The sequence below is a fragment of the Candidatus Viadribacter manganicus genome (assembly GCF_001679665.1).
GTDB classification, from domain to species: domain Bacteria; phylum Pseudomonadota; class Alphaproteobacteria; order Caulobacterales; family Aquidulcibacteraceae; genus Vitreimonas; species Vitreimonas manganica.
Genome location: NZ_CP013244.1, coordinates 637,848 through 649,787, shown reverse-complemented (window position 1 = coordinate 649,787; position 11,940 = coordinate 637,848). Strand labels below are relative to the sequence as shown.

Sequence of the window (11,940 nt, the reverse complement as noted above, 5' to 3'; positions counted from 1 at the left end):
TTATTCGCCTCGTTGGTGAACTGGCACGAGCCTCGCAAGACTTTGTCCACTTTGGGCTTTCTCGGCGTGACCTGATGGACGCACCGAGCCCCAGAAGTAGGCCAGTTGAGACGGGAGGCGAGACTATGAACAAAAAGTCAATCGCCCCTCGCGCGCGGGTCCTGTATCCCCCCGGAGCCCGAGGTTACAATATTCCTCAGGCGAAACGAACTGGGCTGTTGCGGAATATTTGGCTTTCGTTTGTGCCAAAACTGCACACGATTAAGCGGGGCTTAATGCATTTGTCGTTGTTCTGGCGTCGACTGACTATTCTTGCGGGCGAGATTCGGACCCAGCTAATGGTAGAGATCGAACGGAACCCTCTGGCCGTGCGTCAGGGCGCAGCGACGATCATGTGCTTAGCGGCTGCAGCAGTCGCGATGCCTGTGATCTCGCATCGTGCTGCTGAGCAACGGGACGGCGCCGAGTGGGCCGCAACCTCGACCGCGTTCGCCGCGCAGTTCGAGCAAGAACTGCTGACGTCCGATCCGGCCGCTCACGTTCAACTCACGTCCTTCCGCACCAACGATGGCCTGCGCGCGCGCGGCCAAGCCACGTTGTTCGAGAGCCCCGACGCTCGCGCCATGATGGTGCAAGCGGTTCTGCGTGGCCCGACGCCTAACCAACCCGCTCAAGAGCGAGCCGTTCCTGCCGAACCGCAGATCGATGCACGTCAGCAAGACTGCTTGTCCCAGGCGATCTATTACGAAGCGCGCGGCGAGAGCCAACGCGGCCAGATCGCGGTTGCCGAAGTCATCATGAACCGCGTTCGCTCGGGCGCGTACCCGAACTCGATTTGCGGCGTCGTCTATCAGGGCTCGCACCGTTCGACCGGGTGCCAGTTCACGTTCACCTGCGACGGTTCGCTGAACCATCGTCCGCGTGGCCGCGCCTGGGATCGCGCTCAGCGCGTCGCGACAGCTGTGATGTCAGGCTACACGCGCCCGATCACGCAGGGCGCCACCCACTATCACACCCATGCTGTGAACCCGGTTTGGAATTCTGGCCTGGTCGAAACCACCTCGATCGAAAGCCACGTCTTTTATCGCTTCCCGAACCGCTCTGAGCGCGCCTACTACCAGGAAGCTCTGGCCCGCCGTCGTGGCGCGATGGGTTCACGTCGCAGCGGCACGGCCGCTGACGAGCTGATCCCGGAAACGGATGGCGTTGCGGTTGATGGCGTCCAAGGCACGGTGACGGACGAGGCGGCGCCAGCGCCGGGCGCGACCGACGCTCCGGCCGACACGAGCGCCGCCAACACCGCGATCGAGCCGCGCGAAGTCGCGACCTGAACCGGCGCGGGGCTTAGCCCTCGCTGGAGAATTGCTTCTTGATTTGATTGCGCATCGCGCCGGGGAAGAACCGGGCGAAGAAACGTGCGCGCTCGGCAGCTTGGCCGACCATGTAGTGCACGTCGCTGCCATGAGCGGCGTCCCACGCGCGCTCTGCGGCCATGCTCACCGGATAGATCGGCGTTTTGTTTTCCGTCAGCGCGTCGCGGATGCGCCGGTTCGAGCCTTGGTTTGAGCCTGCGGGCAATCCGTCGAGGATTGCAGTGTCAACGAACCACGGCATCAAGCTCACGACACGCACGCCGTACTTCGAAAATTCGATATCGAGCGATTCAGTGAGGCCGCGCACGCCGAACTTGGTCGCGCAATAGACCGCCATATTCGGCGCGCCGAATATGCCGGCGACAGAGGCTGTATTGACGATGCGCGCGCCCGGCGTTTCGCGCAGCAAAGGCAGCGCCGCGTTCACACCGTTGATTACGCCTTTCAAGTTTACATCGAGCACGAGATCGATGTCGTCGCCGGGCATTTCGTCGATCGGGCCGCCTCTGCCGACGCCGGCATTGTTGAACAGCACGTGCATGCGCCGATTGGTGGCTTGGCCGAACGTTTCGACGGCGCGCGCCCAGCCTGCGCGATCGCGCACGTCGAACTCCATTGAGAGCCGCTGGCCTTCAGGCAATGACGCCGCCGTTTCTTCGAGCCCCTTTGCGTTGACGTCGAACAGGCCGACGAACCAGCCGCGCTGGGCGAAGAGTTGAGCGGTGGCGCGTCCGATACCGGAGCCTGCGCCAGTGACGAAGATTGTTTTTTGCGGTTCAGCCATGGGCAGCGTTCGTCTGCCTGAACATCGCTTGCGTCAAGCGCGCCGTAGCGTCCGGCGCATTGCGGCGGGTGGGGCGCCGTAGAGGCGCATGAAAGCGCGCCGCATGCGTTCGGGATCGCCGAAGCCGGTGCGGCGTGCGATCTCTTGGATGGCGCCGCCTTGAGCCAATGCCGTGCGTGCTGTTTCCGCGCGCAGACGCTCGACAGCTTTAGCGGGCGTGACGCCGGTTTCCGTGGCGTAGGCGCGCGCGAAGTTTCGTGGGCTCATCGCCGCTTGCGCCGCCAAGCGCTCGACGGAGAGATCTTCCGCCAAGTGCTCGCGCATCCAGGCATTGAGAGGCGCAAAGCGCGAGGCGGCGCTGTCGAGTTCAAGCAAAGCGGAGTGCTGCGCCTGACCGCCGGGGCGTTTAGCGTACACCACCATCTCGCGCGCGACGTCTGCTGCAAGATCTTCACCGAGATCTTCGGCGATCATCGCTAGCGCAAGGTCGATGCCCGCGGTTACGCCGGCGGAGGTCCACACCGCCCCATCCTTGATGTGGATGCAATCAGCTTCGACGCGCACGTCCGGAAACATCTGCGCCAATTGCGCTGCGCGCCGCCAATGTGTTGTCGCGCGCTTGCCTTTGAGCAATCCCGCTTGCGCCAGCAGGAAAGCGCCGGAGCAAACGCTCGCTACTCGCCGTGCACGCGCTGGCGCTTTGCTGATGGCGCGGATGAAGTTCGCATCGCGCATCGCATCGCCAGTGCCGTTACCGCCGACGACGATGAACGTGTCTACCTTGGCGCGGCCGCTCAGCGCTTCCGCTGGCATCGGCACGCCCGATGATGAGGGTGCTAATCCTGCTGCCGGCGCCGCCGTTCGTATCGTGTAAGCGCCCGGCGCGTAGCGGGCCGCAATCTCGAACGCGCCGATGGGGCCGGCTGCATCGATGATCTGAAAGCCCGGAAACAGCACGATCAGCACGTCGCGCGGCTTTGGCTGAAAAGGAGGCTTCTTTGACATTTCCGCCAAAGCCTTCCAGCGCCAGTATGCGCTTGTCAATGGAGGCCACCCGATGGCGCAGCCGTTCCGTATCGTTTTCATCCTCTACCCGCGTCTGACGCAGCTCGACTTCACGGGGCCTTACGAGGTTCTTGCGCGCGTGCCTGGCGTGGAGACCGTCATCGCCTCGAAAGATGGCGGTGCGCTCAAGACCGAGATGGGGCTTACGTTCGCCGATCTCATCAAGCTTGCCGATGTTGATCGCGCCGACATGATCATGATCCCGGGCGGTCCTGGTCAAACCGATGCGATGCTTGATCCGGATTTTATGGCTGAAGTGAAGCGCCTCGGTGAAAGCGCGAAGTATCTGACATCAGTCTGCACCGGCTCGCTTATTCTGGCGGCGGCGGGACTGCTCGCGGGCAAGCGCGCGGGCAGCCATTGGGCCTATCGCGAATTGCTTTCAAACTTTGGCGCTGTGCCGGACGACGCACGCGTTGTGCGCGATGGCAATGTCATCACTGGCGGCGGTGTCACTGCCGGCATCGATATCGCGCTGACGATCGCGGCGGAACTTGCAGGTGACGATGTCGCGAAGATGATCCAGCTCGCCATCGAATATGCGCCGGCGCCGCCGTTCAATAGCGGGCGCCCGGAAATCGCGGAGGAGAAAACCGTCGCTGCTGTGAAGCAGCTCTTCTCTGGTTTTGCTCAGCAGCGGCGTGAAGCGATCGAGCGCATGGTTGGAGGCGCGTGATGCTGCAGCTTCGACCCAATTGCGAAGTTTGTGATCGCAACCTGCCGCCGGACAGTTCGGACGCACGCATGTGCAGCTTTGAATGTACATTCTGCGCCGATTGTGCGGATGGCGCGCTCAAAGGGGCGTGTCCCAATTGCGGCGGCAATCTTGAACGGCGCCCGGTCCGGCCTGCTGCGGCGCTGGTGAAGTATCCAGCCTCGACGGAGCGTGTGCTGAGGAAGCGCGCGTAAGGCGCGCGGCGCCCCTCGTGTGGAGCGCCGCGCAGTGATTTAGCTCTTCGGCGTGTCGTCGTTGACGTCTTTGCGTTCGTCGTCGCGGAACGCAGCCGTATCGAAATCGCCCGATTGGACGTAGCGCGCCTGCGATGCGTAGGCGTGGCCCATGGATTCGCGCAGCTTCGCCTTTTTCAGCGCAAGATAGTTGCCGCCTTTGATGCCGATAGCGCCGGCTTCGGCGAACGCATCGATATCGGCGCCGAGAAAGGTGACGAGCCAACCTTTGTTATCTTGGCGGTCGGTCAGCAGCTTGCGGATCGTATCCTTGGTGTGCTCCGTGCTGGCGTTTTCGTGGCCGTCGGTGAGGATCACCAGGCCGACTTTCTCGTTTGGCCGCAGCTCGACTTTGTCGATGTCGGCAACGGCGTGGCCGATCGCGTCCAGAAGCGGCGTGGATGCGCGCGGCACGTAGTTGTGGCGGTTCAGTTCAAGAGAGCTTTTCGCGGGTTCGGCTTGCTGCAGCGTATCGATGCTGCCGGAGTCGAAAATCGTCAGCGTGACGCGCGCGTCAACTTCAGCGGACCGCCGCAGTCCCATGACGTATTCATTGAACGCGTCGATTGTTGTGTCGCGGCAACCCTCCATAGAGCCAGAACGATCAAGCAGAATGTAAGCGAAAAGCGGGGATTTGCTCATGCATGTCCTTTTGTACAAAACCCGCACCGGTGCGGCGCGGGAAGGCGACATGGGTCGCACGCGGAGGCGCGACAAGAGCGTGTCGAAAAAATAAACCTGCAATGCGTGCGAGATTGCGTATCCGGACTTACGCGTTTCCGGCGGCTTGGCTCAATTGCGAGGGATCAAGACCCAGTGTTTTTATTGCGCGCGCCCATTTGTCATCGAGCGTTGCGTCGAAAACGATCGCCTTGTCGAAGTCGACGACGAGCCAAGCGTTGTGGCGGATTTCATCTTCAAGCTGGCCCGCGTCCCAGCCTGCGCATCCAAGCGCCAGCACGTAGCTTGCCGGCGCATGATCGCTTGCAACGGCTTCCAGCACATCGCGCGTCGCCGTGAGTCGCACGCCCGGCGCGACGCTCTGCGTGGCGTCACCGGCTTCGAAATCTTCCGAGTGCAGCACGTAGCCGCGATCTGGCCGCACCGGTCCGCCATCGAGCACCAGTCGCTCGGCCGCTTCCTCACCGACCGTCAGCCCCAAATGACCCAACACTTCGTCCAGTGTCAGATCTTCCTTTTGCTTGTTGATGACGACGCCCATCGCGTGTTCTGCATCGTGCGCGCACATCATGATGACGGTGCGGTCAAAGCGCGGGTCACCGATACCCGGCATCGCCACCAATAATTTGCCCGTCAGCGTGTCGCTCATGGGCCAATGGTCCCGCGCCCGTCGCTTTCGCGCAAGAGGGCGCTCGCATCTGGAGCTTGGCTCACCTACATAAACCCCTGAAATTGAGGGAGCTCCCAATGATTAAAGTCGGTGATCGGCTGCCGGATGTGCAGTTCAATGTTCCAGGCAGCGAGGGCATGAAGCAGATGCGCACCGGCGACGTCTTTGCCGGCAAGACGGTGGCGCTCTTTGCCGTGCCTGGGGCTTTTACGCCGACGTGCTCGGCGCGCCATTTGCCAAGCTTTCGTGAACACCTTGCCGAGTTCAAAGCCAAAGGCATTGACACTGTCGCTTGCACGGCTGTGAACGATCACTTCGTCATGGGTGCATGGGCGAAGGATCAAAACGTCGTTGACCAAATCCTCATGCTTTCGGACGGCTCCGCGGATTTCGCAAAGGCCACCGGCCTCGACGCCGACTTTTCAAAATTCGGAATGGGCGCGCGATCGAAGCGATATTCAATGATCGTCAAGGATGGGGTGGTATCTCAGCTACACGTTGAAGAAGCTGGTGAATACAAAGTTTCCAGCGCGGAATACTTGCTTGCTCAGTTAGGCTGAGCTTAACGCAGCTTACCCGCGCGAGAACGCATCAACGCCGCAGAAGCGGCCGGAGAGAGACGCGATGACGGTTGTAATCATTTTTGCCGTGATGGCCCTGGTGTTGGCCTTCAGCGCAATCAAGGTTGTGCCGCAAGGCTTCCAAGTCACTGTCGAGCGCTTCGGCCGTTACACGATGACGCTGCGTCCTGGCATCGCTTTTCTTGTTCCTTTCGTTGATCGTATCGGCAAGCGCATGTCGATGATGGAAGCGGTGCTGGATGTGCCGCGCCAAGACGTGATCACCAAGGACAACGCGGTGGTCTCGGTTGACGCCATCGTCTTCATTCAAGTTATGGACGCCGCCAAGGCCGCGTACGAAGTCGAGAATTATCGCCTCGCGGTGTTGAACCTCTGCTTGACCAACGTGCGTACCGTTGTCGGCTCGATGGATCTCGACGAAGTGCTCTCGCAGCGCGACTCGATCAATGCGCGCCTTTTGACCGTCATCGACGGCGCTACCCATGCGTGGGGCACCAAGGTGATGCGCGTCGAAATCAAAGACCTGCAGCCGCCGGCCGACCTCACGCAAGCGATGGCGCGGCAGATGAAGGCAGAGCGTGAACGCCGCGCACAAATTCTGGAAGCCGAAGGCGACAAGCAAGCCGCCGTGTTGCGCGCTGAAGGCGCCAAGCAATCGGCGATCCTTGAAGCTGAAGGCCGCCGCGAAGCCGCGTTCCGCGACTCCGAAGCCCGTGAACGGGAAGCGGAAGCCGAAGCAAAAGCAACCGACATGGTCTCTCAAGCCATTGGCAAGGGCGACGTGAACGCGATCCGTTACTTCCTGGGCCTCAAATACGTCGAAGCCTTCGGCAAACTCGCCACCTCGAACCAGCAGCGAACCGTCATTATTCCGGCGGACCTGTCCGGCATTGCCGGCTTGGTTGAGGGACTGCGCGCTCTAAACGCGCAGGGCGAGGCCGGGGCCGGCGGCCCCTGGACGGCGCCGCGCGCCCCAACGCCGGCGCCGCGCTAAGCCCTCGCGTAATCTGCCTAGCATCGCTACATTGAGCGCATGGACACGCTGATCACCTTCCTGACGAGCCTCGGCCCGCAGCACTGGCTGGTCTTTGGCCTTATCTTGCTCATCGCTGAGATGGCGTCGGGCACGACGTATCTGCTCTGGCCCGCGGTTGCCGCGTTCCTGACTGCGCTGATCTCGCTTGCCGGTTTCAGCAACTGGGTTGCCGACATCGCGATTTTTGCGGTGCTCGTGATCGTGCTGACCGCGTTCGGGCGCCCGATCGTTCAACGCTGGCGTTCGGAGAACAATGCCGAGGGCCTCAATGAACGTTCCAAGACGTTGATCGGCACGCGCGGGGTGATCACGGTTTTCGCGAACGGCACAGGCTCAGTGAAAATCGCCGACACGATTTGGCGCGCCGTCAGCGAAGATGCGCTGACGCCTGGGCAAACCGTGGTGATCGACGCTGTCGATGGCGCGACGCTTAAGGTGAAGGCGGCCTGAGAATAGCGTCGACGCCGCGTCGCGGCGATGGCGGCACATCCTGGCCGTAGCCAATCCGCACCAGCATCTGCACGGTGTCGCCTTCGGGCGGCGCAAGGAACGTGCGCATCTCGGCGTAGAGGTCGGCCATTTCCTGGTATTCCTGCAGCGCTTGGCTCCACGGATGGATCGCCAGCCCCGCATCGGACGCCGCTAGCGCAAAACGCGCATAGGCGCGGCCCGCATTCAGTCGGGCGCCCGGCGTATCGCCGTTGGAGGTAAGCCAGACAAACGCCGGCGAAGTCATCGCCAGTTCGCGCCAATCGCGCGCGGCGGTTTTGTTGGCCTCTGAGTTCGGATCGATCAGCTCTTCGCGATCGAGTTGGCCGAGTATGCGGAAGATGCCGATGCCAGGCGCATCGATGCTCAAGCCATCGAGATGGCGGGCGATCTCCTCGCGCCCAAAGCGCAGCCATTCATAGGTCTCGGCCGCTGCGCCTTCGGTGCGCAACTCGCGGTCCCAGGCGCGCCATACAAGATCGCGCGCCTGCGCGACGCGCGCGGCCTCGTTCGTCCAGAACATGGCGCCGGTATATTCCTCGCCCATGCCGACGACTGCGTTGACCAGTTCATCGAGCATCGTCGCATCCGGCACGCGCGCTTCGAAGGGTTTGCGATTTGTGCGGCGGCGGGTGATTTGCGCGCTCGTTGGATAACCATTGGGTTGTTGCTGTTGCGGGCCGAGCGTGACGCGCGCGATGGGGCGCGTATCCAAGCGCGGCGTTGGCTCGCCTTCGGGGAAGAATTCAATCGTCGGCCAATAGCCGCCCATCCCCGCAGCCATGCGATAGAGTTCGAGAAAGCAGCCGCAGCCGATAGTGATCTGACGATCGAGCGGATCGGTGAAGGGCAGGCGCCGGTCGAGATCGCAATAGAGTGTGATGGCGTCGCCATCGTCGAGATCGACCAGCCATGGCTGCGTGTTGTGTGGGTTCGGGGCCAGGATCGCATGCGCCAACGCAAAGCGGCGCACATCGGCTTCAGCTGCGCCAGGATCGCGCCAGGCCGCGGCGGGATCGGGCAAATCTGCGCCGCCGCCGCTGCACGCGCTCAGCACGGGCGCTGCGGCGAGCCACTCCAGCACATGTCTGCGCGTCGTCATGGCCGCAAGCTAGCGGGGCAGCGGATGCGGTGGAAGATGAATTCTTGCGCATCCACGCCGCCATTGGAGATGCGACGATAGAGACGATTGCCTTCGCGCCGATATTCGATCCGCTGCGGGAAATCGTGCTCGAGATTTTGGAAGCTCACGTGGTTGTCGACCTCTTCGTCCATCAGCCGATAGCGGATTGGAAACGAGCCGAGCGGCATATCGACAAGTTCGGGCGCGCCATTGGACTCGATGCGCATCTGCGACCAGCCCTGAATCTCGCCTTCGCCCTCGTGATAATCGTAGCCAAGGATGATCGGCGCTTCGGGCGCGATCCACACTTCCGTGAATGTCGCGCCGCTTTCCGCCTCGCGTGGCGGCTCTGTCTGCCAGCAGCCGCGGAGCCAGCGAAGATCGGAAACGTCCTGCGCGAAAGCGGCGGGCGCGAAGAGCAGGGCGGCGAAGAAGAGGACGAGGCGCATGGAAGAACGCTGCGCGCGCCGTCGGCGTGATGCAATCCCAAAGACGCGGGTGGCCCGCTCCGCCTTCGAGAGGCTCAGGCTGACGCTCGTTGGATGTGGAAAGCGGCGGGCTAGCTCTTCAGCGTACCGATCGCGTTGCGCGCCAGTTCGTCGGCGCGATTGTTCATCTCGTTGTCGGCGTGGCCCTTGACCCATTTCCAGGTCACTTCGTGACGCGCATTGGCTTCATCGAGCCGCTTCCAGAGGTCTTCGTTCTTCACGGGCTTCTTGTCGGCTGTTTTCCAGCCGTTCTTCTTCCAGCCGTGGATCCATTTTGTGACGCCATCCATCACGTATTTGGAATCGGTGTGCAGCCGCACTTTGCTCGACCGCTTCAATGCGTCGAGCGCCTGGATCGCCGCCATCAGCTCCATGCGGTTGTTGGTGGTCGCGGCCTCGGCGCCTGAGAGCTCTTTCTCAACGCCGGCATAATGCAAGATCGCGCCCCAGCCGCCCGGACCGGGGTTTCCGCTGCACGCGCCGTCCGTCCAAATGTCCACCGTATTGCTCATGGCGCGGCTGTAGGCGGATTCGGTGTTCCGTCTTCGCGCTCGTCCCGAGTTTTTGGATCATTGCTCCAAGCTGGTGGAAGGGCAAGGTCTGGTCCGACGATGAACCAAACGACGGCCGCGCCTTGAAATGCGCCGATGAGAGCCGCAGCAAATAAAACGACAATCTTTGCTGGTGACGTGGCGACGAGCACGGCAGCAAGCCCGACGCTAGCGCCTGCGATCGCCGCGACAGCGCCTGTCATCAGATAGACTGATAGGGATTGACCACGTTCGCTGTCCAACTTGGTCACGACTAGTGCGATCAAGCCAGCGGGAAGGATCGTCGCAAATCGCGCAATGAACCATGTCCCAGACGCTGAGTTAGTATGCTGTGATCGAGTAGGTGACTGAATGCTAGGCGCCATAGTCGGCCGCTCGCTGCGCTTGGCGATGGAACCTCAACTTGTCCGCATACTCCAGCGGATCCTTCGGCGTCACGGTCGCGCCCTCTGGCGTCGTGCTCCAATCGGTGAGGCGTGTCGCGAAGAAGCGCAGCGCCGCGCCGCGCGCCAGCACCGGCAGGGCAGCGCGTTCGCCGGCGCTGAGTGGGCGCACGTTGGCGTAGGCTTGGATCATCGCTCGTCCGCGTTCCAAATCGTAGCGGACGCCATCGAAGCACCACGCGTTCAGGCACGCCGCTAAATCGTAAGCGAGCAAATCGGTGCAGGCGAAATAGAAGTCGATGACGCCGCTGAGCTGGTCGCCGACGAAGAAGGCGTTGTCCGGAAAGAGATCGGCATGAATGGCGCCGCGCGGGAGCTGGCTCGGCCAAGCCGCGCGCACTTCCGCAAGATCGCGCGCCACCTCGGCCGCCAATCCTGGCCGCAGAGCTTCAGCCTCGCTGAGGCGCGGTTTGATCAGCGTTTCCCAGCCATCGATGCTGAGCCTATTCGCGCGCGTCTGCTCGAAACCATCCAGCGCCACATGCATGCGCGCCAACGCATCGCCAATCGCCGCGCAATGGGCGCCATTCCACACGCGCGGCCAAACGCCGTCGAGAAACGAGACAATCGCCGCGGGCTTGCCGGCCACGCGCACGAGGTGTGAGCCGCTGCGCGCCGCAATCGGCATTGGCGCCGGAAACCGCCGCGCCGCCAGCCGTTCCATCACGCCCATGAAGAACGGCAGGTCTGTTTCGGAGACGCGTTTTTCGAACAACGTGAGGATGAAGCGGCCCTGCGGCGTCGTCAGTTTGTAGTTGGTGTTCTCGACGCCCTCGGCGATGCCCTCGCAGGTCACAGCATTGCCAATGTCGTACTGCGCCATGAGCGCGGCGACATCGCTATCGGACAGGGTTGTGTAGACGGCCATAGATCAGCGTTCTTCGATCCGTGTAACGTTTCGCGCTTCGTCGAGATGCACAATCCATTTCGCGCGATGGCGTCCATCGAGCATGGCGCGTGTGATCCGCTCGTAATGCATGACGAAGCGATCCAGCGCCGCATTTTCTTCTGGCGTTAATGGCCGTCCCCGCGCCGCTTCCTCCTGCTGGCCGCGCCATGTCCGCACGATTTCCCAGGAGGGCGCTTGCAGGTAAACCAGTGCGTCGAACGTGAGGAAGAAAGGCTGATAGTTGGCGCGTAATTCGTACGCGACTGTCTCGCGCCAGACGCCGGTGACATCCTCGTTGCGCTCAAGTGCATTCACGAGCGCATCGAGGCTGGCGGCGTCGAGCGAATCGGCGCCGAGGCACCAGCCATCGAAAATGATGGCCTCCGCTGGTCCAGGAAAGGGCGGCCAGTCGTTTGCCGGAACGATGTCGTCCTTTAGCTTGTCGAAGCGGGGCAGGCGGACGCTCGGATCCGCGCGCCGGATGCGCTCGATCGTTTGCGACGCCAATTCAAGATCATGCGTGCCTGGCGGGCCGCGGGTGATGAAGAGCGGATGTGTCTCTGTCGCCAACTCTTCGCGATAGGTGCGCGAGCGGTAGACATCATCCAGCGAAAAGTGCGCGTAGCGCGGCTGGTTCGCCATCGCCAGCAGACGGCAATGATAGCTCTTGCCTGAACCTTGTGCGCCTGCGACGCCGATCAGCGGCGCACGTTCCCGATGCCGTGCGCGAAGATCTTGGATGATCTCGTAAAGCAAGACGGGGATTGGGTGTTGGCTCACGCTCCTCCTCGTCCTTGCCGAGAGGAGCAGAGGTGTTTG

General features: G+C 62.2%; 16 protein-coding genes. 6 read left to right on the top strand and 10 right to left on the bottom strand.

What is annotated here, in order from left to right; translation table 11 throughout:
* The first annotated feature begins 275 nt into the window (after window positions 1-275).
* Entirely contained in the window at window positions 276-1,331 is a 1,056-nt protein-coding gene (locus ATE48_RS03425) for a cell wall hydrolase (protein WP_228126764.1), read from the top strand.
* Between the two features lie 13 nt (window positions 1,332-1,344).
* Here the strand turns inward: ATE48_RS03425 and ATE48_RS03420 are convergent, their stop codons facing one another.
* The gene (locus tag ATE48_RS03420) at window positions 1,345-2,157 is read right to left on the bottom strand and encodes an SDR family oxidoreductase (RefSeq protein ID WP_066767808.1); all 813 of its coding nucleotides are present in this window, start codon (window positions 2,155-2,157) and stop codon (window positions 1,345-1,347) included.
* Window positions 2,158-2,190: 33 nt separating this feature from the next.
* Window positions 2,191-3,162, bottom strand: coding sequence for a GlxA family transcriptional regulator (locus ATE48_RS03415; protein WP_066767807.1), 972 nt, complete (start codon window positions 3,160-3,162; stop codon window positions 2,191-2,193).
* A gap of 52 nt (window positions 3,163-3,214) precedes the next feature.
* Here ATE48_RS03415 and ATE48_RS03410 point away from each other — a divergent pair, with 52 nt between their 5' ends.
* Window positions 3,215-3,898 carry a DJ-1/PfpI family protein gene (locus ATE48_RS03410; RefSeq protein ID WP_066767804.1) on the top strand — a complete coding sequence of 228 codons (684 nt, stop codon included), beginning with the start codon at window positions 3,215-3,217 and terminating at the stop codon, window positions 3,896-3,898.
* On the top strand, window positions 3,898-4,131 hold the full coding sequence (locus tag ATE48_RS03405; protein ID WP_066767802.1) for a DUF1272 domain-containing protein: 234 nt from the start codon (window positions 3,898-3,900) through the stop codon (window positions 4,129-4,131). The genes ATE48_RS03410 and ATE48_RS03405 overlap by 1 nt, the downstream gene beginning before the upstream one ends.
* A 39-nt stretch (window positions 4,132-4,170) precedes the next feature.
* Here ATE48_RS03405 and ATE48_RS03400 read toward each other — a convergent pair whose 3' ends face one another.
* Entirely contained in the window at window positions 4,171-4,812 is a 642-nt protein-coding gene (locus ATE48_RS03400) for a vWA domain-containing protein (RefSeq protein WP_066767801.1), read from the bottom strand.
* A gap of 127 nt (window positions 4,813-4,939) precedes the next feature.
* Window positions 4,940-5,500 carry a YqgE/AlgH family protein gene (locus ATE48_RS03395; protein WP_066767800.1) on the bottom strand — a complete coding sequence of 187 codons (561 nt, stop codon included), beginning with the start codon at window positions 5,498-5,500 and terminating at the stop codon, window positions 4,940-4,942.
* Between the two features lie 98 nt (window positions 5,501-5,598).
* On the opposite strand from ATE48_RS03395, the gene ATE48_RS03390 reads away from it, so the two are divergent.
* From ATE48_RS03390 to ATE48_RS03380, 3 genes are all read left to right on the top strand, one after another.
* Window positions 5,599-6,081, top strand: coding sequence for a peroxiredoxin (locus tag ATE48_RS03390; RefSeq protein WP_066767799.1), 483 nt, complete (start codon window positions 5,599-5,601; stop codon window positions 6,079-6,081).
* A 64-nt stretch (window positions 6,082-6,145) separates the two neighbouring features.
* Window positions 6,146-7,096, top strand: a complete 951-nt coding sequence (locus ATE48_RS03385) for an SPFH domain-containing protein (protein ID WP_066767797.1) — start codon at window positions 6,146-6,148, stop codon at window positions 7,094-7,096.
* A gap of 39 nt (window positions 7,097-7,135) precedes the next feature.
* On the top strand, window positions 7,136-7,588 hold the full coding sequence (locus tag ATE48_RS03380) for an NfeD family protein (RefSeq protein ID WP_066767795.1): 453 nt from the start codon (window positions 7,136-7,138) through the stop codon (window positions 7,586-7,588).
* Here ATE48_RS03380 and ATE48_RS03375 read toward each other — a convergent pair.
* The 6 genes from ATE48_RS03375 to ATE48_RS03350 form a co-directional block, all read right to left on the bottom strand.
* A complete protein-coding gene (locus ATE48_RS03375; protein WP_066767793.1) occupies window positions 7,569-8,729 on the bottom strand; it encodes an Acg family FMN-binding oxidoreductase in 1,161 nt (386 codons plus the stop codon). The genes ATE48_RS03380 and ATE48_RS03375 overlap by 20 nt on opposite strands.
* On the bottom strand, window positions 8,726-9,199 hold the full coding sequence (locus ATE48_RS03370) for a DUF6265 family protein (RefSeq protein ID WP_066767792.1): 474 nt from the start codon (window positions 9,197-9,199) through the stop codon (window positions 8,726-8,728). The genes ATE48_RS03375 and ATE48_RS03370 overlap by 4 nt, the downstream gene beginning before the upstream one ends.
* Window positions 9,200-9,309: 110 nt before the next feature.
* Window positions 9,310-9,750, bottom strand: a complete 441-nt coding sequence (gene rnhA / locus ATE48_RS03365) for a ribonuclease HI (RefSeq protein ID WP_066767791.1) — start codon at window positions 9,748-9,750, stop codon at window positions 9,310-9,312.
* Window positions 9,747-10,040, bottom strand: a complete 294-nt coding sequence (locus ATE48_RS03360) for a hypothetical protein (RefSeq protein ID WP_156767581.1) — start codon at window positions 10,038-10,040, stop codon at window positions 9,747-9,749. Before ATE48_RS03360 ends, rnhA begins: the two co-directional genes overlap by 4 nt.
* A gap of 103 nt (window positions 10,041-10,143) precedes the next feature.
* Window positions 10,144-11,100 carry a homoserine kinase gene (locus ATE48_RS03355; protein ID WP_066767786.1) on the bottom strand — a complete coding sequence of 319 codons (957 nt, stop codon included), beginning with the start codon at window positions 11,098-11,100 and terminating at the stop codon, window positions 10,144-10,146.
* 3 nt (window positions 11,101-11,103) lie between these two features.
* On the bottom strand, window positions 11,104-11,901 hold the full coding sequence (locus ATE48_RS03350) for a kinase (RefSeq protein WP_156767580.1): 798 nt from the start codon (window positions 11,899-11,901) through the stop codon (window positions 11,104-11,106).
* Window positions 11,902-11,940: the final 39 nt, after the last annotated feature.

Bases quoted from the DNA above. Each gene is read 5' to 3' on its own strand.
- ATE48_RS03425 (WP_228126764.1), top strand. From the start codon at position 276: ATGCATTTGTCGTTGTTCTGGCGTCGACTGACTATTCTTGCGGGCGAG.
- ATE48_RS03420 (WP_066767808.1), bottom strand. From the start codon at position 2,157: ATGGCTGAACCGCAAAAAACAATCTTCGTCACTGGCGCAGGCTCCGGT.
- ATE48_RS03415 (WP_066767807.1), bottom strand. From the start codon at position 3,162: ATGTCAAAGAAGCCTCCTTTTCAGCCAAAGCCGCGCGACGTGCTGATC.
- ATE48_RS03410 (WP_066767804.1), top strand. From the start codon at position 3,215: ATGGCGCAGCCGTTCCGTATCGTTTTCATCCTCTACCCGCGTCTGACG.
- ATE48_RS03405 (WP_066767802.1), top strand. From the start codon at position 3,898: ATGCTGCAGCTTCGACCCAATTGCGAAGTTTGTGATCGCAACCTGCCG.
- ATE48_RS03400 (WP_066767801.1), bottom strand. From the start codon at position 4,812: ATGAGCAAATCCCCGCTTTTCGCTTACATTCTGCTTGATCGTTCTGGC.
- ATE48_RS03395 (WP_066767800.1), bottom strand. From the start codon at position 5,500: ATGAGCGACACGCTGACGGGCAAATTATTGGTGGCGATGCCGGGTATC.
- ATE48_RS03390 (WP_066767799.1), top strand. From the start codon at position 5,599: ATGATTAAAGTCGGTGATCGGCTGCCGGATGTGCAGTTCAATGTTCCA.
- ATE48_RS03385 (WP_066767797.1), top strand. From the start codon at position 6,146: ATGACGGTTGTAATCATTTTTGCCGTGATGGCCCTGGTGTTGGCCTTC.
- ATE48_RS03380 (WP_066767795.1), top strand. From the start codon at position 7,136: ATGGACACGCTGATCACCTTCCTGACGAGCCTCGGCCCGCAGCACTGG.
- ATE48_RS03375 (WP_066767793.1), bottom strand. From the start codon at position 8,729: ATGACGACGCGCAGACATGTGCTGGAGTGGCTCGCCGCAGCGCCCGTG.
- ATE48_RS03370 (WP_066767792.1), bottom strand. From the start codon at position 9,199: ATGCGCCTCGTCCTCTTCTTCGCCGCCCTGCTCTTCGCGCCCGCCGCT.
- rnhA (WP_066767791.1), bottom strand. From the start codon at position 9,750: ATGAGCAATACGGTGGACATTTGGACGGACGGCGCGTGCAGCGGAAAC.
- ATE48_RS03355 (WP_066767786.1), bottom strand. From the start codon at position 11,100: ATGGCCGTCTACACAACCCTGTCCGATAGCGATGTCGCCGCGCTCATG.